The organism is Rhodovulum sp. PH10 (assembly GCF_000293785.1).
GTDB lineage: Bacteria > Pseudomonadota > Alphaproteobacteria > Rhizobiales > Xanthobacteraceae > Rhodoplanes.
The window spans coordinates 1-20,771 of record NZ_AKZI01000067.1 but is presented as its reverse complement, the minus strand read 5'-3'; the positions used below and the strand labels follow the sequence as shown (position 1 = coordinate 20,771).

General features: G+C 69.1%; 21 protein-coding genes. 4 read left to right on the top strand and 17 right to left on the bottom strand.

Translation table 11 applies throughout. The features are described from left to right. Positions 1-4 precede the first annotated feature (4 nt). From sufD to A33M_RS12100, 6 genes are all read right to left on the bottom strand, one after another. The gene (gene sufD, locus A33M_RS12125) at positions 5-1,351 is read right to left on the bottom strand and encodes a Fe-S cluster assembly protein SufD (protein WP_008387465.1); all 1,347 of its coding nucleotides are present in this window, start codon (positions 1,349-1,351) and stop codon (positions 5-7) included. A 27-nt stretch (positions 1,352-1,378) separates the two neighbouring features. Continuing rightward, positions 1,379-1,591, bottom strand: a complete 213-nt coding sequence (locus A33M_RS12120; protein WP_008387464.1) for a hypothetical protein — start codon at positions 1,589-1,591, stop codon at positions 1,379-1,381. A 25-nt stretch (positions 1,592-1,616) separates the two neighbouring features. Beyond that, positions 1,617-2,366 carry a Fe-S cluster assembly ATPase SufC gene (gene sufC / locus A33M_RS12115; RefSeq protein ID WP_202801867.1) on the bottom strand — a complete coding sequence of 250 codons (750 nt, stop codon included), beginning with the start codon at positions 2,364-2,366 and terminating at the stop codon, positions 1,617-1,619. A 112-nt stretch (positions 2,367-2,478) separates the two neighbouring features. After that, on the bottom strand, positions 2,479-2,901 hold the full coding sequence (locus tag A33M_RS22955; RefSeq protein ID WP_008387461.1) for a coiled-coil domain-containing protein: 423 nt from the start codon (positions 2,899-2,901) through the stop codon (positions 2,479-2,481). 22 nt (positions 2,902-2,923) lie between these two features. Then, positions 2,924-4,423: a Fe-S cluster assembly protein SufB gene (sufB, locus tag A33M_RS12105; protein WP_008387459.1), complete on the bottom strand. Its 1,500-nt coding sequence runs from the start codon at positions 4,421-4,423 to the stop codon at positions 2,924-2,926. 95 nt (positions 4,424-4,518) lie between these two features. Next, entirely contained in the window at positions 4,519-5,703 is a 1,185-nt protein-coding gene (locus A33M_RS12100; RefSeq protein ID WP_008387458.1) for a cysteine desulfurase family protein, read from the bottom strand. A 305-nt stretch (positions 5,704-6,008) separates the two neighbouring features. On the opposite strand from A33M_RS12100, the gene A33M_RS12095 reads away from it, so the two are divergent. Beyond that, positions 6,009-6,689 (top strand): alpha/beta hydrolase, encoded by a 681-nt coding sequence (locus A33M_RS12095; RefSeq protein ID WP_008387457.1) that lies wholly within the window; start codon positions 6,009-6,011, stop codon positions 6,687-6,689. Between the two features lie 178 nt (positions 6,690-6,867). On the opposite strand, the gene A33M_RS12090 is transcribed toward A33M_RS12095, so the two are convergent. Further along, positions 6,868-8,055, bottom strand: a complete 1,188-nt coding sequence (locus tag A33M_RS12090; RefSeq protein ID WP_008387456.1) for an anhydro-N-acetylmuramic acid kinase — start codon at positions 8,053-8,055, stop codon at positions 6,868-6,870. Between the two features lie 140 nt (positions 8,056-8,195). Here A33M_RS12090 and tyrS point away from each other — a divergent pair, with 140 nt between their 5' ends. Beyond that, positions 8,196-9,452, top strand: coding sequence for a tyrosine--tRNA ligase (tyrS, locus tag A33M_RS12085; protein ID WP_008387455.1), 1,257 nt, complete (start codon positions 8,196-8,198; stop codon positions 9,450-9,452). A 208-nt stretch (positions 9,453-9,660) separates the two neighbouring features. Then, entirely contained in the window at positions 9,661-9,954 is a 294-nt protein-coding gene (locus A33M_RS12080) for a GIY-YIG nuclease family protein (RefSeq protein WP_008387453.1), read from the top strand. A 152-nt stretch (positions 9,955-10,106) separates the two neighbouring features. Here A33M_RS12080 and A33M_RS12075 read toward each other — a convergent pair whose 3' ends face one another. From A33M_RS12075 to A33M_RS12030, 10 genes are all read right to left on the bottom strand, one after another. Continuing rightward, entirely contained in the window at positions 10,107-11,615 is a 1,509-nt protein-coding gene (locus A33M_RS12075; RefSeq protein WP_008387452.1) for a DegQ family serine endoprotease, read from the bottom strand. 141 nt (positions 11,616-11,756) lie between these two features. Next, positions 11,757-11,948 carry a DUF2065 domain-containing protein gene (locus A33M_RS12070; RefSeq protein ID WP_008387451.1) on the bottom strand — a complete coding sequence of 64 codons (192 nt, stop codon included), beginning with the start codon at positions 11,946-11,948 and terminating at the stop codon, positions 11,757-11,759. 103 nt (positions 11,949-12,051) lie between these two features. Beyond that, positions 12,052-13,119, bottom strand: coding sequence for a protease modulator HflC (gene hflC / locus A33M_RS12065; RefSeq protein WP_008387450.1), 1,068 nt, complete (start codon positions 13,117-13,119; stop codon positions 12,052-12,054). After that, positions 13,116-14,273 carry an FtsH protease activity modulator HflK gene (hflK, locus tag A33M_RS12060; RefSeq protein WP_040620362.1) on the bottom strand — a complete coding sequence of 386 codons (1,158 nt, stop codon included), beginning with the start codon at positions 14,271-14,273 and terminating at the stop codon, positions 13,116-13,118. Before hflK ends, hflC begins: the two co-directional genes overlap by 4 nt. Positions 14,274-14,420: 147 nt before the next feature. Beyond that, positions 14,421-14,948, bottom strand: coding sequence for a dihydrofolate reductase (locus A33M_RS12055; RefSeq protein WP_008387448.1), 528 nt, complete (start codon positions 14,946-14,948; stop codon positions 14,421-14,423). 118 nt (positions 14,949-15,066) lie between these two features. After that, positions 15,067-15,861 carry a thymidylate synthase gene (locus A33M_RS12050; protein ID WP_008387447.1) on the bottom strand — a complete coding sequence of 265 codons (795 nt, stop codon included), beginning with the start codon at positions 15,859-15,861 and terminating at the stop codon, positions 15,067-15,069. Between the two features lie 185 nt (positions 15,862-16,046). Next, entirely contained in the window at positions 16,047-16,331 is a 285-nt protein-coding gene (locus A33M_RS12045) for a hypothetical protein (RefSeq protein ID WP_157223451.1), read from the bottom strand. Positions 16,332-16,655: 324 nt separating this feature from the next. Next, the gene (locus A33M_RS12040) at positions 16,656-17,519 is read right to left on the bottom strand and encodes a toll/interleukin-1 receptor domain-containing protein (RefSeq protein ID WP_008387445.1); all 864 of its coding nucleotides are present in this window, start codon (positions 17,517-17,519) and stop codon (positions 16,656-16,658) included. 132 nt (positions 17,520-17,651) lie between these two features. Next, a complete protein-coding gene (locus tag A33M_RS12035; RefSeq protein ID WP_008387444.1) occupies positions 17,652-18,341 on the bottom strand; it encodes a class I SAM-dependent methyltransferase in 690 nt (229 codons plus the stop codon). A 70-nt stretch (positions 18,342-18,411) separates the two neighbouring features. After that, complete coding sequence (locus A33M_RS12030; protein ID WP_040620366.1) at positions 18,412-19,209, bottom strand: UDP-2,3-diacylglucosamine diphosphatase; 798 nt, start codon at positions 19,207-19,209, stop codon at positions 18,412-18,414. 152 nt (positions 19,210-19,361) lie between these two features. Between A33M_RS12030 and A33M_RS12025 the strand changes: the two genes are divergently transcribed. After that, entirely contained in the window at positions 19,362-20,495 is a 1,134-nt protein-coding gene (locus A33M_RS12025) for a ceramide glucosyltransferase (protein ID WP_008387442.1), read from the top strand. Positions 20,496-20,771 lie beyond the last annotated feature (276 nt).

Below are 20,771 nucleotides of genomic sequence, written 5' to 3'. Positions count from 1 at the left end.
ATCGTCATCGAAGCTCGACCTGCTCTCTCGCGTCGAGCCACGCGGTGGTGGCTTCCGTCAGCGCGTCACGCACGCTCTCGTCGGCGACCTGATCGATCACCTCGCCGACGAACGACTGGATGAGCAGCGTCTCGGCCTCCCGCTCGGGAATGCCGCGCGCCATCAGATAGAATTTCAGATCCTCGTCGAGCGCACCGGCGGTCGCGCCGTGGCCGCACACGACGTCGTCGGCAAAGATCTCCAGCTCCGGCTTGTGATCGGCCTCGGCGTCGTTCGACAACAGGAGCGCGTGCGAGGCCATCTTGCCGTCGGTCTTCTGGGCATCCGGTCGCACCACCGTCTTGCCCTGGAAGACGCTGCGGCTCTCGCCGTCGAGCACCGCCTTGAAGGTCTCGCGGCTCTTGCAGCCGCCGATCGCGTGATCGACCACCAGCGTCGCGTCGGAGTGCTGGCGCCCTTTCAGCAGGCTCGCGCCGTCGAGCGTCAGCGTCGTGCCCGGCCCGTCGCAGCGCACGAACACCTGGTTGCGCGACACCGCGCCGCCCGTCGTGAACAGGAGGTCGCGAAACTCGACCTCGCGGCCGAGCACCACGACGGTGGTCGAGACGTGCAGCGCCGCGTCGCCCTCGGCGCCGACCTTGACGCGCTCGAGGCGTGCGCCGTCGCCGACCACGATGTCGAGCGCATTGTCGACCTGATAATCGATGCCGTCCGGCCCCTCGTGACTCTCGAGCAGCGTCAGCCCGGCCCCGCCGCCGAGCGTCACCAGCGAGCGGGTGAACACCGCCGCCGCCTCCTCGCCGGTGTAGCAGTGGACCAGATGGATCGGCCGGGCGATCTGCATGCCGGGCGCGACCGCGATCACCAGCCCATCGCCCATGAAGGCGGTGTTGAGCGCGAAGGCGACGTCCTTGTCGGCCGGGCTCTTGGCGCCGAGCCGGGCGACCACGTCGGTGTCGTTGGCGGCGAGCGCCTCGGCGAGCGAGCCGATCGAAAGGCCCGGCTCGAGGTCGGCGAGGTCGGACAGCTCGGAGATGAACTGCCCGTCGATCAGCACCAGCCGGCGCACGCCGACCGCGGCAAAGACGCGGCCCGCGCCCTGCGCCCGCACCAGACCCGCCGGGCCGACCGGCGGGGCGAGCGGCTTGGCCTCGCGCATCAGGTTGCGCAGGTCGGTGTATTTCCACTCCTCGACCCGCCGGTTCGGCAGGCCGGCGGCGGCGAACGCCTCGAACGCCGCCTCGCGGCGTGCCGCCACCGAGCCCTTGCCCGGCAGCGCGTCCTTGGTCTTCGCCCAGGTCGTCGCGAGGGCCTTCTCGGCCTCGCTCTTCACGGGGGTTGCAGCTTTCATGATCTCATCCAACCAAAGAAACGGCGATCAGGCTTCGATCAGGCCGAGACGGCGCTCGACCCGATCCAGCCGTGCATCGATACGGTCGACGCGGACGGACAGGTTCGCGAACTGGACGCTCAGGTTCGACACCTGCTGCTCCATCCCTCCGACCCGCTGCGTCAGCTCCATCACGCGGTCCGACAGCGTGTCGAGCTGACCGCGGATCGCCTGCAGATGCCGAAGCACGAGATTGTCCACATCGTCCGTCATCGCGTCGCGGCGATCAGGCCGCCTCCTCGTAGTCGGCGTAACCCTTGGCCTCGAGCTCGAGCGCCAGCTCCTTGCCGCCGGTGCGCACGATCCGGCCCTTCGAGAACACGTGCACGATGTCCGGCACGATGTGCTCGAGCAGCCGCTGATAGTGGGTGATGACGATGAAGCCACGGTCGGGCGAGCGCAGCCGGTTGACGCCCTCGGCGGCGATCTTCAGCGCGTCGATGTCGAGGCCGGAGTCGGTCTCGTCGAGGATCGCGAGCTTCGGCTCGAGAAGCGACATCTGCAACACCTCGTTGCGCTTCTTCTCGCCGCCGGAGAACCCGACATTGACCGGGCGCTTCAGCATCTCCGGATCGATCGACAGCTTTGCCGCCTGCTCGCGCACCCGCTTCATGAACTCGGGCGTCGACAGCTCCGGCTCGCCGCGCTTCTTGCGCTGCGCGTTCATCGCGGTGCGCAGGAAGGTCATGGTGGCGACGCCGGGGATCTCCATCGGGTACTGGAAGGCGAGGAAGAGGCCGGCGGCGGCGCGCTCGTCCGGCTCCAGGCCGAGCAGATCGACGCCATCGAGCAAGACCTCGCCGCCCAGCACCTCGTAGCCGTCCTTGCCGGACAGCACGTGCGCGAGCGTCGATTTTCCGGAGCCGTTCGGCCCCATGATGGCGTGCACCTCACCGGGATTGACCACCAGATCCACCCCGTTGAGGATCTGCCGGCCGTCCTCGACCGAGGCCTGCAAATTCTTGATTTCGAGCAGCGACATTCGTCTTTTCCCTGGTTGTCGCGCCGGTCCGCAGCGTTCTCGCACGCCAGAGCAGGGGTCGGACACGACGCAATCGACAATCGTGCGGCTCGCGCCGCCTCTCACATCACAACAGCTTCTGTGCCGCGATCACCAACGCGACACCGGCGGCCAGCATGGCGCCGAGTTTGATGGTCATCCGCTGCTCCAGCAGCTTCAGCTCCGTGCGCAGGTCGGTCTCGACCCGCCTGATCTCCGTGTGGAGACTGGTGTCGAACCGCTCGAGCTCCGTATGCAGGTCGGTCTCGACGCGTCTGATCTCGGTTCGGAGCCCGGTATCGACCCCCGAGATCTCGCTCCGCAGACCGCCTCCGAGGCGAGCGATATCGGCCCCCAGCTCCTCCACCGCGGCGGCGAGATCGGCCTTGGTCGCGAGATCGGCGATGATCATGTCGCGAGCGAGCTCGGCATGCGCCTCCGCCTGCTCGCGCGCGACACCCACCTGCTGCAGCCGCTGGGCATAGCGGAGGGTATCGAACGCCATGGTCATCGTCCGAAGCTCGGCCGCAGGCTCACCCGACGCTCCCCTCGAGGCTGATCGAGATCAGCTTCTGGGCCTCGACGGCGAACTCCATCGGCAGATGCTGGAGCACGTCCTTGACGAAGCCGTTGACGACCAGCGCCACGGCTTCCTCCTCGGACAGTCCCCGCTGCATGCAGTAGAACAGCATGTCCTCGGAGATCTTCGAGGTGGTCGCCTCGTGCTCGAACACCGCGGTGGAGGTCTTCGCCTCGATATAGGGCACCGTGTGGGCGCCGCAGTGGGCGCCGATCAGAAGCGAGTCGCAGTTGGTGAAGTTGCGCGCGCCGGTCGCCTTGCGGTGGGCCGAGACGAGCCCCCGATAGGTGTTGTCGGAGCGCCCGGCGGCGATGCCCTTGGAGATCACCCGGCTCACGGTGTTCTTGCCGAGATGGATCATCTTGGTGCCGGAATCGACCTGCTGGCGGCCGTTGGAGATGGCGATGGAGTAGAACTCGCCCCGCGAATCGTCGCCGCGCAAAATGCAGCTCGGATATTTCCAGGTGATCGCCGAGCCGGTCTCGACCTGCGTCCAGGAGATCTTCGAGCGCGGCCCGCGGCAGTCGCCCCGCTTGGTGACGAAGTTGAAGATGCCGCCCCGCCCCTCGGAATCGCCGGGGTACCAGTTCTGCACCGTCGAATACTTGATCTCGGCGTCGTCGAGCGCGATCAGCTCGACCACCGCGGCGTGGAGCTGGTTCTCGTCGCGCTGCGGCGCCGTGCAGCCTTCGAGATAGCTCACATAGGAGCCCTTGTCGGCGATGATCAGCGTGCGCTCGAACTGGCCGGTGTTGCGCTCGTTGATGCGGAAATAGGTCGACAGCTCCATCGGGCAGCGCACGCCCGGCGGGATGTAGACGAACGACCCGTCGGAGAAGACCGCCGAGTTGAGCGTCGCGAAGAAGTTGTCGGACACCGGCACGACCGAGCCGAGATACTGCTTCACCAGGTCGGGGTGCTCGCGGATCGCCTCGGAGATCGGCATGAAGATCACGCCGGCCTTCTTCAGCTCCTCCTTGAAGGTGGTCGCGACCGAGACCGAATCGAACACCGCGTCGACCGCCACCCGCGAGCCGCCGGCCGGCGCCTCGTCGCCCTCCTCACGCACGACACCCGCGAGAATCTCCTGCTCGCGCAGGGGAATGCCGAGCTTCTCGTAGGTCCGCAGAATCTCCGGATCGACGTCGTCGAGCGACTTCGGCGCGACGAATTTTTTCGGCGCGGCGTAGTAATAGATGTCCTGGTAGTCGATCTTCGGGTAGTCGACCCTCGCCCATGTGGGCTCGGTCATGGTCAGCCAGCGGCGATACGCCTCCAGCCGCCATTCGAGCATCCAGGCGGGCTCGTCCTTCTTGGCCGAGATGAACCGGACGACGTCCTCGTTCAGCCCCTTCGGGGCCTTCTCGGATTCGATAAGCGTCTCGAACCCGTACTTGTACTGGTCGACGTCGATGTTCCGGACCTGCTCGACGGTCTCTTGCACGGCCGGCATGTCATTCCCTCCACTGCGGTTTCAAGGACCGCGGGTTGGATGTTGGCCTATGGTGTTCGTCCTGCGGAAGATCACCTACGGGGGTTGAAATCGGTTCAGGCGGCAATACCGCGCCCCTCCCTAGATAGTCCACGGGCCAGCGTGTTCCAAGCGGTCGTGAAGGCATCGATGTGGTGTTCCGTTGTGGTCGGCCCGAGGCCGACCCGGACGGCGGACGCGGCGAGCGCCGCCGGGGTTCCCATCGCCGCCAGCACGTGCGAGGCGCCGACCTTGCCGGACGAGCAGGCCGAGCCCGACGACACGGCGAAACCCGCGAGATCGAGGGCGATGACGGCGGTCTCGGCCTTGAGGCCGGGCAGCGCGACCAGGCTGGTGCCGGGTGCCCGCGCGGCCTCCGCCCCGATCACCACGAGCTCCGGCGAGCCGGCCTTCAGCGCGCCCTCGAGGCGGTCGCGCAGGACAACCATCGCCGCCGCGTTGCGTTCGCGGTCGCGCCGGGCGGCGCGGGCCGCCGCCCCGAACGCGGAAATCAGCGCCACCGCCTCGGTGCCGGCGCGAAATCCCCGCTCCTGGCCGCCGCCCTTCACCAGCGGGTCGGCGAGATGGAGCCCGGCGTCGCGCCGCACCAGCGCACCGACCCCCTTCGGCGCGCCGATCTTGTGGCCCGACAGGGTCATCAGGTCGGCTCCGAGGACATCGATTTCACAGGCGATCCTTCCCGCGCTCTGAACGGCGTCGACGTGGAGAAGCCCGCCGGCCGCATGCACCCGCTCGGCCGCGGCGGCGATCGGCTGCACCACCCCGGTCTCGTTGTTGACATGCATGATGGATACCAACGGCCGCGTGTCGCCCGAATCCGCCCGAAGCACCGATAGGCGGTCGTCGAGCGCGGCGAGCTCCACCACGCCGTGCGGCGTCACCGGCAGAAAGCCGACCGCGTTTGTCGGAAACCGGCCACCCGCCAGCACCGAAGGATGCTCGATCGCCGAGACCAGCAGGCGACCCAGCGGACGCGTTTCGCGCCCCATCTGCCAGTGGGGGGTCAGAGCGAGGGTGTTGGCCTCGCTGCCACCGGAGGTGAAGGTGACGTTGCGCGGCGCGGCGCCGACCAGCGCCGCGACCTCCTCGCGGGCCGTTTCCACGAGATTGCGGGCGGCCCGCCCCTCGGCATGCACCGAGGACGGGTTGCCCACCACCTCGAGTGCGGCGATCAGCGCGGCACACGCCTCCGGGTGGAGCGGAGCACCAGCGTTCCAGTCGAGAAAGACCCGTTCGGCCATGATCGTCGCGATGTCCCGTCGGCGCAGCGCCGATCTTCCCGGTCGAAACGTCCGTCACACGCGCCGCGCGCTCCGTGAACGGCGCCATCCGTCACGAAAAGCTTGCTTTTCGCACCAGGGATCATGCTAGACCATGGCGCCGCGCCGACCGACCGGCTCCGTGCAGCCGCCCGACGGCCAGGACCAATCCGGAAATTCGAGGCGTCGTAGACAGATAGGCGGGTGTCGCCGCCGGCGTCAAGGGTGCCGCGGCGCGCATCGGAGAAGCGGTGCCTCGGCACCGCCGCAAGCACGAGGACGGGGTCATGCCTGAGGTCATTTTCAACGGATCCGCCGGCCGGATCGAGGGACGGTACCACCCGTCGCGGACGAAGAACGCGCCGATCGCCATCGTGCTGCATCCGCATCCGCAGTTCGGCGGCACGATGAATCATCAGATCGTCTACCAGCTGTACTATGCGTTCGTCCATCGCAACTTTTCCGTGTTGCGGTTCAATTTCCGCGGGGTCGGCCGCAGCCAGGGCGCGTTCGACCACGGTCAGGGCGAGCTGTCGGACGCCGCCTCCGCGCTCGACTGGGCGCAGTCGATCAATCCGGAGGCGCGCAGCTGCTGGATCGCCGGCTTCTCGTTCGGCGCCTGGATCGGCATGCAGCTCCTGATGCGGCGGCCGGAGATCGAGGGCTTCATCTCGGTCGCCCCGCCGGCCAACCTCTACGACTTCTCGTTCCTCGCCCCCTGCCCGTCGTCCGGGCTGATCGTGCACGGCGAGCGCGACGCGGTGGTGCCCTACAAGGACGTCCAGACGCTGGTCGAGAAGCTGAAGACCCAGAAGGGCATCGTCATCGAGCAGAAGGTGGTGCCGGGCGCCAACCACTTCTTCGACGCCAAGATCGAGCCCTTGATGGGGGCGATCACCTCGTACCTCGACAAGCGCCTCGCCACCGTCACCGAGAAGCCGGAGCCGCGCGGCCGCCGCATGGGGTGATGAGATGGCACGCCGCCCGACACCGAAAGCCACTCGGCGACCGCTGACCGAAGGCTATCAGGTCCGTCCGCCAAGACCTTCTATGACCCAGGGCGGCTACGCGGCGCCCGTCGGGCCTCGCCCGGCGCCGCCGACCACCGGGTCGGGTGTGAAGCCGGCGCCCGCCAAGCCGAAGTGATCACGCGCTCGCGCGCGCCTTCGCCCCCGCCTCGCTCGGGGGGTGGCACAGCACGCCGCCCGCGAGTGGAGCGGGCGCGCCGGTGGTGCCCGGAAAGGTGAGCGGCAAGCCCTCCAGGCTGCGCACCGCGAGATAGGCAAAAGCCTGCGCCTCGAGCGAGTCGGCCGACCAGCCGACCCCGTTCGCGGTCTCGACCGGCGCGGGCGCCAAAGCCTCCTCCAGCATGCTCACGAGCGTGCCGTTGCGCACGCCGCCGCCGGCAAGAATCCAGCCCGCAGGCGGCGCCGGCAGGTGCGGCACCACCGCGGCGACCGACCGGGCGGTGATCGCGGCGAGCGTCGCCGCGCCGTCCTCGACCGCGTGGTGCTCGAGCAGCGCGAGGAAGCGGCGGAAATCGTCGCGGTCGAGCGATTTCGGCACCGGCGCGGCGAAGAACGGGTGGCGTAGCACAGTCGCCACCACCGCCTCGTCGACCCGACCTTTCGCCGCGAGCGCGCCGCCGGCATCGAACGGCGCGCCGGTGCGAGCGCGCAGAAAATCGTCGATCAGCGCGTTGCCCGGCCCGGTGTCGCAGGCGAGCATCTGCCCGTCGTCGGGTCCGACGAAGGTGACGTTGGCGACGCCGCCGAGATTGAGCACCGCCAACGGGCGCGGCCGAGCGACCGTCGCGGCGAGCGCGCGGTGAAACACCGGCACCAGCGGCGCCCCCTGCCCGCCCGCGGCGACGTCGGCGGCGCGAAAGTCGTACACCACCGGGATGCCGAGCCGGCGGGCGAGCGCGGCGCCGTCGCCGATCTGCACGGTCAGCCGGCGCTCCGGCCGATGCAGCACGGTCTGACCGTGGAAGCCGACCACGTCGACGTCTGCCGGAGTGAGCCCGTTGTCGCCGAGAAAGGTCGCGACCGCGATCGCGTGCGCGGTGGTGACGAGATCCTCGGCCGCCGCCAAAAGGCCCGGACGGGCGGAGCGGTCGGCGAGCGTCGTCGCGGCGGCGAACGCCTCGCGCAACAGCCCGCGCTCGCTGTCGGAGTACGGCCGGTATCCGGTCGGGCCGAACGAGAAAATGCGCTCGCCGTCGGTCTCGAGCAGCGCGACGTCGATGCCGTCGTGCGAGGTGCCGCTCATCAGCCCGATCGCCCGCCGCGCCGTCCGCTCGCCCGCTGGACCGATCGCCCGCCCGACCGCCATGATTCGCCCTCGGATTTGAATTCGCCGGTGGACCTGATACACCACCGCCGCAACCGGGACGAGGGCGCTCCGTCCCTGCCGGGTCCGGCCCGCCGCCGGACACGGGGCTCCCGGTTCTTCCCGCAGCAAGGACGAGGGTCATGAGCACGTACGAGTCGGAATTCCTCCGCGTCCTCGAGAGCCGCGGCTACATCCACCAGGTGTCGGATGCCGCCGGTCTCGACGCGCTCGCGCGCGACGAGCGGGTGATCTCGTACGTGGGCTACGACTGCACGGCCTCCTCGCTGCATGTCGGCCACCTCAACACGATCATGATGCTGCACTGGCTCCAGCAGACCGGCAACAAGCCGATCGCGCTGATGGGCGGCGGCACCACCCGCGTCGGCGACCCCTCGGGCCGCGACGAGACGCGAAAACTTCTCACCTACGAGCAGATCGACGCCAACAAGGAGAGCATCAAGAAGACGTTCTCCAAGTTCCTGACGTTCGGCGACGGCGCGTCCGACGCGCTGATGATGGACAATGCCGAGTGGCTCGCCGGGCTCAACTACATCGAGATGCTGCGCGACGTCGGCCGGCACTTCTCGGTCAACCGCATGCTGACGATGGACTCGGTGAAGCTGCGCCTCGAGCGCGAGCAGGAGCTCTCCTTCATCGAGTTCAACTACATGATCCTGCAGTCCTACGATTTCGTCGAGCTGGCCCGGCGCACCGGCTGCAACCTGCAGATGGGCGGCTCCGACCAGTGGGGCAACATCGTCAACGGCATCGATCTCGGCCGGCGGATGGGCACGCATCCGCTCTACGCGCTGACCTGCCCGCTGCTGACGACGGCGTCCGGCGCAAAGATGGGCAAGACCGCGGCGGGCGCGGTGTGGCTCGATGCGGAGATGCTGAGCCCCTACGACTATTGGCAGTTCTGGCGCAACACCGAGGACGGCGACGTCGTGCGGTTCCTGAAGCTGTTCACCACGCTGCCGCTCGACGAAATCGAAAAACTCGCCGCGCTCGGCGGCTCGGAGATCAACGAGGCGAAGAAGGTATTGGCGACCGAGGCGACCGCGCTGATGCACGGCCGCGCGGCAGCCGACCAGGCCGCCGAGACCGCGCGAAAAACGTTCGAGGAAGGCGCGCTCGCCGCGACGCTGCCGACCGTGGAGATCGCCAAGGCCGATCTCGACGGCGGGCTCGGCGTGCTCACCGCCTTCGCGCAAACGACCGGCCTGGTCGCCTCCAACGGCGAGGCGCGCCGCCAGGTCAAGGCCGGCGGGCTCAAGGTGAACGACGCGACGGTGACCGACGAGAAGGCGACGCTGACCGCCCGCGACCTCACCGCCGAAGGGGTGATCAAGCTGTCGCTCGGCAAGAAGAAGCACGTGCTTCTGAAGCCGGTGTGATGACTCAAGGGCACGGCGTTTCGCGATCGGCATCGCCGTACCCTCGTCCTTCGAGACGCACTCCTACGGAGTGCTCCTCAGGACGAGGAAGGAAAACAGCGCTTGCCGCACCTTCCGGGAACGAAGTGGTTTGTTGTTGCGAACCGCTGCGCTTTCCCCTCATCCTGAGGAGCCCGCGTGAGCGGGCGTCTCGAAGGATGAGGCCCGGATGGGCGCGTGGCTCTACATCCTGGAATGCGTCGACGGATCCTACTACACCGGCACGACGCGAACCGACCTCGACACGCGGATCTCCGAGCACCGAGCCGGAGCGTTCGACGGGTACACGGCGACCCGGCGGCCGGTGAAGCTCGTCTATTCGCAATCCTTCGATCGGATCACCGATGCGATCGCGGCCGAGCGGCAAGTGAAGGGCTGGTCGCGAGCGAAGAAGCAGGCACTGATCGCCGGCGATTTCGACGGCCTGCGGCAGTTGGCCCGTCGCAGGCAGAATGGGAGATAACGGTCGGGGCCTCGTCCTTCGAGACGCCGCCGGAGCCTGCCCTCGGGCCGCGCGAAGCGCGGACCCGAGGGGCGGGTCCTCGGGATGAGGATCGAGGCCAGAGTTCACCGCCTCGCAGCGGATCCGGAACCGCCGCCGCGACGCCGCCCCCGCTACTTCAGCGACAGCGCGACGAAGCGCAGATCGCCGTCGGCATTGGCGATCAGCAGCAGCGCCGAGCGGCGGCCGTCCTTCTCGAGCTGGTCGATCCGCTTCTTCACGTCGGCGGCGGTGGCGACCGCCTCCTGCGACACCTCGACGATCACGTCGCCGGCGTTGAGGCGCTTCTCGGCGGCGGCGGAGCCCGCGTCGACCGAGGTGATCACCACGCCCTTCACCGAATCCTTGATCTTGTAGCGCTGGCGCAGCGTGTCGTTGAGGTCGGCGAGGTCGAGCCCGAGGGTCGACTGCACCACCGACTTCTGCTCGAGCTTGTCGCCGTCCTTGCCCTTCTCCAGCGCCGCCTGCTTCTCGCCGTCCTCGAGGCGGCCGAGCTTGACGGTCTTGCGCTCCTCCTTGCCGTTGCGCAGCACCGTCACCTCGACGTCCTTGCCGACCGGCGTCTCGGCGACGATCCGCGGCAGGTCGCGCATCTCCTTGATGTCCTTGCCGTCGAACGAGACGATCACGTCGCCCGACTCGATGCCGGCGGGTTTTGCCGGGCCCTTCTCGTCGACGCCGGCGACCAGCGCGCCACGCGCCGCCTTCATGCCGAGGCTTTCGGCGATGTCGTCGGTCACCTGCTGGATGCGCACGCCGAGCCAGCCGCGCCGGGTCTCGCCGTACTTGCGCAGCTGGTCGATCACCGGCATCGCGGTCTTGGAGGGCACCGCGAAGCCGATGCCGATCGAGCCGCCGGACGGCGAGATGATCGCGGTGTTGATGCCGACCACCTGGCCGTCGAGATTGAAGAGCGGCCCGCCCGAATTGCCGCGATTGATCGCCGCGTCGGTCTGAATGTAGTTGTCGTAGCGGCCGGAATTGATGTCGCGGTTGCGCGCCGAGACGATGCCGGCGGTGACCGTGCCGCCGAGGCTGAACGGGTTGCCGATGGCGATCACCCACTCGCCGATCCGCAGCCGGTCGGAATCGCCGAACGCCACCGCCTTGAGCGGCTTGTCCGACTTCACCTTCAGCACCGCGAGGTCGATCTCCTTGTCGCGGCCGAGAATCTCCGCCTTGAGGCGGGTGCCGTCGTTGAGGATGACATTGACCTCGTCGGCGTCCGAGATCACGTGATTGTTGGTCACGACGATGCCGGACGGGTCGATCACGAATCCGGAGCCGAGCGAGTTGACCCGGCGGGGTGCGCGCTCGCGCGGGCCGGTCTCGCCGTCCTGGCCGCGCCGCTTCTTGAAGAACTCCTCGAAGAACTCCTCGAACGGCGAGCCCGGCGGCAGGTTCGGCACCGCATTGCCGTGCGCCTCGACGGTCTGCGAGGTGGAGATGTTGACGACCGCGTCCATCACCTGCTCGGTGACGTCGGCGATCGCCTCCGGCCCGCGCGCGAGAACCGGCGTCGGCGCGCCGGCGACGCCCGCCAGAAGCACCGCGGCGAGCAGTGCGGCCGCCGGCAGGCGGCGGGTCCGGCGGGAGCGATCGAACGATTGGGCGGCGGCCATGGCCTGGCGATCTCCTGGGAGGACGGTTGATCGCGACCACTGTCGCGACCGGCTCGGAAACGGCTGTCGGCGGCCGGCGGGGCACGCGCGGCTCGCGCCATTACGGTCGGATTGGGGCGGAATGGCGGCTCGCCTTCCGGCTCAGGATAATTGACGGACCAGCCAGATCAAGCCGACGCCGGCGACCGCGCCGACGATCCCGATCACCCTGAGCGCCTGCTCGGGTGTTTCCACCATCATCAGCGCGGCGCGGCGTGCCGCGTGCGGTGCGGCGGCGCAAAAAAGCCCCTCGATGACGAAGACGAGGCCGAGCGCGACGAGGAAGGTGGTCATGGCCGGGACGCCCGAACGACGTCGGGACGGCCGCGAGGGGCCGTCCCGACGAGGATACCGCGATCGCGCCCGCCCCGCGGCGAGCGCGCGAACGGTGCGCCGCTCACTGGGCGGGAGCCGCCGCGGGAGGCGCGGCCGGAGCCGGCGACCCTTGTGCCGACGATGCCGGTGCAGGCGATGCCTGTGCGGGCGACGCCTGGCCGGCGCTGCCGGCCGGAGCGGGTTTGGCGGGCGACGCACCGGTGGTGCGCGCCGGCGCCGAGGACGGCGCCGACGACGGAGCGGCGGCGGCCGCCCCCTGGCGCCCGTGCGAGCCGCCGAAGTAGCGGAAGAACTCCGAGTCCGGCCGCAGCAGGAAGCGGGTGTCGCCCGGCTTCATGCCCGCCTCGTAGGCCTGCATCGAGCGGTAGAAGGTGAAGAAGTCGGGGTCCTTGCCGAACGCCTCCGCAAAAATGCGGTTGCGGGTGGCGTCGCCTTCGCCTCGCGTCTGCTCGGCCTGCGAGGTCGCCTCGGCGACCAGCACGGTGACGTCGCGGTCGGCGCGGGCCCGGATCTCCTGGGCGCGCTGAGAGCCCTGGGCGCGGAACTCGGCCGCCTCGCGCTGGCGCTCGGTCTGCATCCGCTGATAGACCGCCTGGCTGTTCTGCTCCGGCAGGTCGGCACGGCGGATGCGCACGTCGATGACATTGATGCCGAACGCCTTCGCCTCGCGGTCGAGCTGCGCCTGGACGCGGCCCATCAGCTCGGCGCGCTCGTCGCGCACCACGTGGGTGAGCGTCGCCTCGCCGAGCACGCGGCGCAGCGCCGCGTTGAGCAGCGTCGCGAGCCGCGAGTTCGCCCCGTCGACCGAGTTGACCGCCTGATAGAAGCGCAGCGGATCGGTGATCTTGTAGCGGGCGAAGGCGTCCACCACGAGCCGCTTCTGGTCGGCGGCGATCACCTCCTGGGCCGGGTTCTCCAGGTCGAGAATACGCTTGTCGACATAGATCACGTTGTCGACCAGCGGCACCTTGAAGTGGAGGCCGGGCTCGGTGACGATCCGCTTGGGATCGCCGAGGCGGACCACCAGCGCCTGCTGGGTCTGGTAGACGGTGAACACCGAGGCGTAGCCGACGATCAGCGCCAGCACGACGACGACGGCGACGATGCCGCTCACGATGCCGGTCTTCATCGGGTGGCTCCTGCCTGCGCGCGCGACGACGACTGCGGCTGCGGCGCCTGGCGCCGGCTCGGATCGTCGAGATTGATGTAGGGCACCACGGGCGTGCCGCCCTGCCCGGCGCCGGTGGCCGGATCGATGATGATCTTGTCGGTGCCGCCGAACAGCCGCTCCATCGTTTCGAGATAGAGGCGCTCGCGGGTGATCTCGGGGGCCTTGCGGTACTCCTCGTAGATCTTGTCGAAGCGGCCCGCCTGGCCGCGCGCCTCGGCGACCGTCTGCTCGCGATAGGCTTCGGCCGCCTGGGTGATCTGGGCGGCGCGACCGCGCGCCTCCGGCACCACCCGGTTGGCGTAGGTCTGCGCCTCGTTCTGGGCGCGCTCGAGGTCGGCGCGGGCCGCCTGCACGTCGCGGAACGAGTCGATCACCTGGCTCGGCGGGTCGACCTTCTGCAGCTGCACCTGGGCGATCTGCACGCCCGCCCCGTAGCTGTCGAGGGTGCGCTGCATCAGCTCGTGCACCGCGGTCTCGATGGTCTGGCGCGCGCCGGTGAGGATCGGCTGGATCTCGGAGCGGCCGATCACCTCGCGCATCGCGCTCTCGGCCACCGCCTTCACGGTGCCCTCGGGATTCTGGATGTTGAACAGGTATTGCGCGGCGCCGCCGGTCGGCTTGATCAGCCACAGCACCGTGAAGTCGACGTCGACGATGTTCTCGTCGCCGGTGAGCATCAGGCTCTCCTCGGGGACGTCGCGCATCGTGTTGCCGCGCCGCATGTCCTCGACGAGGCGCATGCCGACGTCGACCCGCTTCACGCGGGTGACCTGCGGGGTGAGCACGGTCTCGATCGGATACGGCAGATGGTAGTTGAGGCCGGGCTTGGCGTCGCGCACGTACTGGCCGAAGCGCATGACGACACCGAGCTCGTCGGGCTCGACCCGGTAGAAGCCGGACAGGCCCCACAAGACCACCGCGCCGGCGACCAGAAGGGCGATGCCCTTGCCGCCCAGGCTGCCGCCCGGCAGCACGCGCCGGAGCTTGTCCTGGCTACGACGCAGCAACTCTTCGAGATCGGGCGGGGTCGGACCCGACGACTGCGGCCCCGAGCCCCAAGGGCCCTTGGGGCCCGATCCCCAGGGTCCGCCACCCTGATTGCTCCACGGCATGAATACAGCCTTTCTGTTCGACCGACGGCCGGTGTTCTCCCGACGCGCCCACTCGCCGGCTCCCGGCCGGAGCTTTTCGCTGAGATGTGAACTCGGTTATCGGAAACCAACCCCGGTTTCAACGCGCGGACTTGCCGCGCCCGCGGCTCATCCGCGCAGTCGAGGAATGCGCTCGTAGGTACAACAGGTGAAAGCCGCGTCGTCCTGCGGGCCTTTCTCGTGGTCTATTCTCGCGGTCTCCCGCCAGACGGCGGACTCGATTTCGGGAAAGACGGTATCACCCTCCGGCCGCATGTGGATACGGGTGATCTCCAGCCGGTCGGCGATGTACATCGCCTCGGCATAGAGCGAGCCGCCGCCGATCAGCATGATCGCGAAAGCCCCCCGCCGCAGCGCGTCGCCGCGCGCCACCGCCAGCGCCACCGGCAGATTCGGCGTCGCCACCACCCCCGCGGCGGTGAAGGCGGGATCGCGGGTGACGACGATCGAGGTGCGGCCGGGCAACGGCCTGCCGATCGCGTGGAAGGTCTTTCGGCCCATCACCACCGGATGCCCCATGGTGAGCGCCTTGAAGCGCTCGAGGTCCGACCGGTGGTGCCACGGCATGGTGCCGTCCTTGCCGATCACGCCGTTGTCGGCGACCGCCGCGACGAGAACGAGAGGAATGCGGGTCATGCGGAATCCAAGGGGCTCGGATCGGGTGGCTCGGTCGGGTGGCTCGGGTCGGCTCGCGGGGCGCGCGGGCCGGCGGGAGAGCGTAGCAAAAATTCGTTCACCATGCCGGCGGCGAGGTTCACACCGCGACCGCCGCCTTGATGTGCGGATGCGGATCGTAGTTCTCGAGCGAGACGTGCTCGTAGCGGAAGGCGAACAGGTCGGTCACCGACGGATCGAGCCGCAGCGTCGGCAAGGGCCGCGGCGTGCGGGAGAGCTGCAGGCGCGCCTGCTCCAGATGGTTGAGATAGAGGTGGGCGTCGCCGAACGTGTGGACGAAGTCGCCCGCTTGAAGCCCGGTCACCTGCGCCACCATCAGCGTCAGGAGCGCGTAGGAGGCGATGTTGAAGGGGACGCCCAAAAACACGTCGGCCGAGCGCTGGTAGAGCTGGCACGAGAGCTTTCCCTCCGCCACGTAGAACTGGAAGAGGCAGTGGCAGGGCGACAGCGCCATCTGCGACAGCTCGGCCGGATTCCAGGCGGTGACCAGGATGCGCCGCGAATCGGGGTCGCGCTTCAAGGTGGCGAGCACCTCGGCGATCTGGTCGATGCTCTTACCGTCCGGCGTCGGCCAGGAGCGCCACTGGCGGCCATAGACCGGGCCGAGATCGCCATGCTCGTCGGCCCACTCGTCCCAGATCGTCACGCCGTGCTCGTTCAGATACCGCACATTGGTGTCGCCGGCGAGGAACCACAGAAGCTCGTGGACGATCGACTTCAGGTGCAGCTTCTTGGTGGTGACCAGCGGGAAGCCGGCCGAGAGGTCGAAGCGCATCTGGTGGCCGAACACCGAGCGCGTGCCGGTGCCGGTGCGGTCGCGCTTCTCCACGCCGTCCGCCAGGATGCGGGCCATCAAATCGAGATACTGTCGCATGGGCAGGACCGGTTGCGCCGCCCGGTTCTTTTTCCGCCGGCGGCTCTTCTCGTTGGGGCCGCACCCTAGCCTGCGCCGCCCCGCCGGGAAACCGTGCATCGGGATGCGCGAGACGGGCAGCGGCCGGATGTCCCCCGCCCTGCCCTCCGCGCTTTTCCCTCTCCTGCCCCAGGAACGCCGGATCGCTACCGGGCGGGAATTTCCGTCGGCAGCGGCCCCGGCTGCTCGGGCACGCTCGCCGGCGGCACTTCCGACGGCATGCCGGGCGGGGCTTCGGACGGCATCCGGGTCGGCGCCTCCGAGGGCGCCGGCGGCGGCGCCTCGGTGGGCGACATCGGTCCCGGCTGCGAGGGCACCTCGGCCGGCCGCGCCGGCGGCGTCTCGGAGGGCTGCGGCGGCACGCCGGGCGGCGGGGTGCCCGGCACCTCGTTCGGGCTCGACGGCACGTTCGGCCCCTCGGGCGACGGCACGTCCGGCGCCACCGGCGGCGGAAGATCGGGCCTCGGGTCGGGCCTCGGCGCGTCGGGGCGCGGTGAGGCCGGCCCCGGCGTGCTCGGGGTCGGGGCATCCGGCGCGGGGCTGTCCGGGGTGGGCGCATCCGGGCCGGGAGGGGCGCGCCTGGGGGCATCGGGCCGGGGCGAATCCGGTCCGGGGGGCTCGGCGGCAGTGGGGGCGTTCGGTGTGTCGGCTGCGCGAATCGTTCGGATCATGGAGACGCAACGCGGATCGGCCGGTTCCGGTCCATCGCCGGCCGCGCACAATTCGGCACCGCGTCGGGCGGGCGGCCTTTCCCCTCACCCCCGCGGCAGGACGGCGTGCCGGCGCCGCACGTCGCCGAAAAACTTTTCTGTGAGCCCGCTCGCCAGAAACCCGAGCGCCACCGGGTCGCCACCGCAGTCGCGCGCGGCCGCCAAAAGCTCGACGTCGCGCCCCCAAACTCCCGCATCGCGCAAGAACTCGGCGCCCTCGTGGTCGGACAGTTTTCGCGAGCCGACCGGCTTTCCCCAATCGAACTTTTCTTGGCGGAAGACGTCCGCCTGCCGGGCGATCGCCGCCTCCACCTCGCCACGCAAGCCTTTTCGCAGCCGATCGATCTCGAAGCTCTTCGCGGCGAGGTCGGGCAGATCCTCCCGCTCGCGCTTTTTTGCGGCGATCGCCGTGGTGATGCCGGCGATCTCGTCGACGATCTCCGCCATCACCGCGTCGCGCTCGGCGGGGGGAAACAGCGCGAGCGGCTTCAAACCCTTGGGACGGACGTTCAGCGCCCACACCCATTCGGGCGTGGTCACCTTCGACACCGCGGAGACGAGAATCGGCAGGATCGGCGTGCCCTCCGCCTTCTGGCGCGCGAGCAGCCGGGCGATCTCGACGTCCAGGATGAAGTCGGAGGCGAGCGAGTGGCGCGAGGCGAGCAGCACGCAGATGTCGCACGTGTCGAGCTTTTGGCCGATCACCTTTCGCCAGTCGGTGCCGATCTCCATGTCCTGGTCGGTGAAGATGTCGAAGATGCCGCGCTTCACCGCCGGCGCGAGATGGGACTGCACGTAAGTGAGCCACGCGACCTCGCCGTCGCCCGGCGGCTCCGGCTCGTCCTTGCGGCTGTAGCTGATGAAGACGACCGCCTTCGCCGAGAGGCTCTTCGCCGAATCGTTTGCCATGGCCACGCTCCACGACCTTTGGGAGCATGGCGTCGGCGGCTCGACTGTCAAGACGCGCGGCGGCGCCCCTCGGCGAGCCGCAGCAGTGATGCACCACAAAAGAGGGACGAGTCCCCCCGGGACGAGTCCCCCCTATTCGGCGGCTTCGGCCTGCACCGCGGCGAGGCGGCGGAAGCGCACCAGGGTATAGACGCCGAGCGGCTTGATCGGCCGGCGCTCGACCAGCGCCACGCCGCCGTGCGCATTGGCCCAGGCGGCGAGCCGCGCGAACGGAAACTCGGGCCGCAGGCCGAGCGCGCGGGCGGGCCTTGCGAACAGCCGCTCGATCGCCGCGGTCAGGCCGCGCTCGGAATAAAGGTGATTGACCAGAATGATCTCGCCGCCCGGCCGGACCACGCGGGCGCATTCGTCGAGCACCCGCTCGGCATCGGCCACCAGCGTGATCACGAACTGCGCGACCACGCAGTCGAACGTGCCGTCGGCGAAGGCGAGGTCGCTCGCGTCCATCACCATCACGGACTTGACGTGAGGAAACTGCCCGGTGGCGAGGCGGTCGAGCGCCTTCGAAACCATCGGCGCCGACATGTCGATGCCGACGATCTCACAGCTCGCGTCGTAATCGGCGAACGACAGGCCGGTGCCGACCCCGACCTCGAGAATGCGGCCACCGACCGAGCGGGCCGCGGCGGCGGCGGCGCGCCGCCCGCTCTCGAAGATCGGCCCGCACACCGCGTCGTAGAGCGGCGCCCAGCGGGCGTATGCCTTCTCCATCACATGACGGTCGGGATCGGCGAACGCGCCGTCGCGCGACGACTTGGACATGAGTCCTCCGGATGACGTGGACGGGCCGGACCTGATCGTGAAACGATTTGGGGGTGCGTCTGCGACGGCGTCAAGCGGCCTGTGCGGCGACCGGCGCGGTTTCCTGACGGTGCCGCTCTTCCTGACGGGTCCAGGTGATGATCTCGAAACGGCCGTCGAAGTGCTCGGCCACCGCGGTGCAGCTTTCGACCCAGTCACCACAGTTGATGTAATGGGTGCCGTAGCCGTCGTGCATCACGGCATGGTGAATGTGGCCGCAGATGACGCCCTCGACGCCGTGGTGCTGCGCCTCGGCGGCGAGCGCCCGCTCGAAGTCGCCGATGTAGTTGACGGCGTTCTTCACCTTCAGCTTGGCCCATTTCGAGAAGGACCAGTAATTGAAGCCGAGCCGGCGGGTGAGGCCGTTCCACAGCCGGTTGACGGTGATCGCGAGGTCGTAGGCCTTGTCGCCCAAGAGCGCCAGCCAGCGCGCGTGGGAGACCACGAGGTCGAACAGATCGCCGTGGATGACCAGATACTTCTTGCCGGTCGGCCCGACATGGACGGCGTGCTCGACGACCTCGATGCCGCCGAAATGAGTGCCGTAATAATCACGCAGGAACTCGTCGTGATTGCCCGGCACATAGACGAGGCGCGCGCCCTTGCGGCTCTTGCGCAAGAACTTCTGGACCACGTCGTTGTGCGCCTGCGGCCAGTACCAGCTCGATTTCAGATGCCAGCCGTCGACGATGTCGCCGACCAGATAGATCGTGTCGGCGTCGTGGACGCGCAAAAAGTCGAGCAGCCGGTCGGCCTGACAGCCGCGGGTGCCGAGATGAACGTCCGAGATGAACAGCGTGCGGAACCGCCGTAATTCGATCTCCGTCACGCCCCGCCCCTCTTTTCGCAATGGATCGAACATGGGGCGGCTTGTGGCAGAGTCCTGTTGCGTTTCGATGACAGGAGGTGACGGGAGGGCGTGCGTCGAACGGACGAGATCACTGTCATGGTACCGTCAAAGTCGCATAGTAGTCGCCGGTAATGAGCATTTTCATCGCCATTGCCGCCGCGATCTGCGGCCTCGCCACGCTCGTGCACGTGTTCAGCGTGATCACGGCCGCGACCCGTTGCCGCGCGCCCGCCAATCCCGTGCCGGCGCGCCCCGACGCGCCGCCGGTGTCGATCGTGAGACCGGTGTGCGGCCTCGAGAATTTCATCGAGGAGACGCTGCGCTCGACCTTCACGCTCGACTATCCCCGCTACGAGATTCTGTTCTGCGTCGCCTCGCCGAGCGATCCGGTGATCCCGGTGGTGAAGGCGCTGATGGCGGAGCATCCTCACGTCGAGGCGCGGCTCCTGATCGGCAACGATCGCGTCAGCAGCAACCCCAAGCTCAACAACTGCGTCAAGGGCTGGACCGCCGCGCGCCATCAGCTGATCGCGATCGCCGATTCGAACGTGCTGATGCCGCGCGACTATCTGCAGCGCCTGCAGGACGCTTTCCGGCCCGGCAGCGGGCTGGTCTGCGCGCCGCCGGTCGGCAGCCGGCCGGACGGCTTCTGGGCCGAGGTGGAGTGCGCGTTCCTCAACACCTATCAGGCTCGTGCGCAATACACCGCCGACACCGTCGGGTTCGGCTTCGCCCAGGGCAAGACGATGTTCTGGCGCCGCGAGGTGTTGGAGGCCGCCGGCGGAATCAAGGCGCTCGGCCTCGACGTCGCCGAGGACGCCGCCTCGACCAAGATCGTGCGCGCCGCCGGCCTCGAGGTCCGGCTGGTCGACGCGCCGTTCGAGCAGCCGCTCGGCCGGCGCCGGATGCTCGAGGTGTGGCGGCGGCAGTCGCGCTGGGCGCGGCTGCGGCGGGCGTGCTTTCCCCAGTTCTTCCTGCCGGAGATCGCCAGCGGCATCGTGCTGCCGACGGTGATGCTGGCGATCGTCGCGGCCGGGCTCGACGTGCCGGTGGTGCCGATCCTGGTGGTGTTCGCCGGCGCCTGGTACGCCGCCGAGGCGCTGCTCGCCCGCGCCGCCGGCTGGCACCTGTCGCGCTGGTATCCGGCACAGGCGCTGCTGCGCGATCTTCTGATCCCCGCGCTGTGGGTCGACGGCTTGCTCGGCTCCTCGTTCGAGTGGCGGGGCAACGCGATGACGGTGGAGGCCGACGGCCGCGCCACCTGAGCGTGCCCGCACCAAGGCCGTCCCTCCTCCCGCTGTTCCGGTCGTTCCGCGGAACCCTTGCCGTGCCACCGACTTGGGCCGGTGAGACGACATCCGTACGGGAGCGAACGATGCGAAAAACCTCTCTTCCGGCCGCCGTTCTGGCGGCCGTTCTGCTTGCAGGAGCCTCGACCATGGCCGCCGCTCAGAGCGGCGGAGGAAGCGGCGGCGGCGGGGCGGGCGGCGGCGCGGGCGGCGGGGCTGCCGGTGGTGCCGCCGGCGGCGCGGCCGGAGCCG

Coding starts and splice junctions, on each gene's coding strand:
- sufD (WP_008387465.1), bottom strand. CDS start 1,351: ATGAAAGCTGCAACCCCCGTGAAGAGCGAGGCCGAGAAGGCCCTCGCG.
- A33M_RS22955 (WP_008387461.1), bottom strand. CDS start 2,901: ATGACCATGGCGTTCGATACCCTCCGCTATGCCCAGCGGCTGCAGCAG.
- sufB (WP_008387459.1), bottom strand. CDS start 4,423: ATGCCGGCCGTGCAAGAGACCGTCGAGCAGGTCCGGAACATCGACGTC.
- A33M_RS12100 (WP_008387458.1), bottom strand. CDS start 5,703: ATGGCCGAACGGGTCTTTCTCGACTGGAACGCTGGTGCTCCGCTCCAC.
- A33M_RS12095 (WP_008387457.1), top strand. CDS start 6,009: ATGCCTGAGGTCATTTTCAACGGATCCGCCGGCCGGATCGAGGGACGG.
- A33M_RS12090 (WP_008387456.1), bottom strand. CDS start 8,055: ATGGCGGTCGGGCGGGCGATCGGTCCAGCGGGCGAGCGGACGGCGCGG.
- tyrS (WP_008387455.1), top strand. CDS start 8,196: ATGAGCACGTACGAGTCGGAATTCCTCCGCGTCCTCGAGAGCCGCGGC.
- A33M_RS12080 (WP_008387453.1), top strand. CDS start 9,661: ATGGGCGCGTGGCTCTACATCCTGGAATGCGTCGACGGATCCTACTAC.
- A33M_RS12075 (WP_008387452.1), bottom strand. CDS start 11,615: ATGGCCGCCGCCCAATCGTTCGATCGCTCCCGCCGGACCCGCCGCCTG.
- A33M_RS12070 (WP_008387451.1), bottom strand. CDS start 11,948: ATGACCACCTTCCTCGTCGCGCTCGGCCTCGTCTTCGTCATCGAGGGG.
- hflC (WP_008387450.1), bottom strand. CDS start 13,119: ATGAAGACCGGCATCGTGAGCGGCATCGTCGCCGTCGTCGTCGTGCTG.
- hflK (WP_040620362.1), bottom strand. CDS start 14,273: ATGCCGTGGAGCAATCAGGGTGGCGGACCCTGGGGATCGGGCCCCAAG.
- A33M_RS12055 (WP_008387448.1), bottom strand. CDS start 14,948: ATGACCCGCATTCCTCTCGTTCTCGTCGCGGCGGTCGCCGACAACGGC.
- A33M_RS12050 (WP_008387447.1), bottom strand. CDS start 15,861: ATGCGACAGTATCTCGATTTGATGGCCCGCATCCTGGCGGACGGCGTG.
- A33M_RS12040 (WP_008387445.1), bottom strand. CDS start 17,519: ATGGCAAACGATTCGGCGAAGAGCCTCTCGGCGAAGGCGGTCGTCTTC.
- A33M_RS12035 (WP_008387444.1), bottom strand. CDS start 18,341: ATGTCCAAGTCGTCGCGCGACGGCGCGTTCGCCGATCCCGACCGTCAT.
- A33M_RS12025 (WP_008387442.1), top strand. CDS start 19,362: ATGAGCATTTTCATCGCCATTGCCGCCGCGATCTGCGGCCTCGCCACG.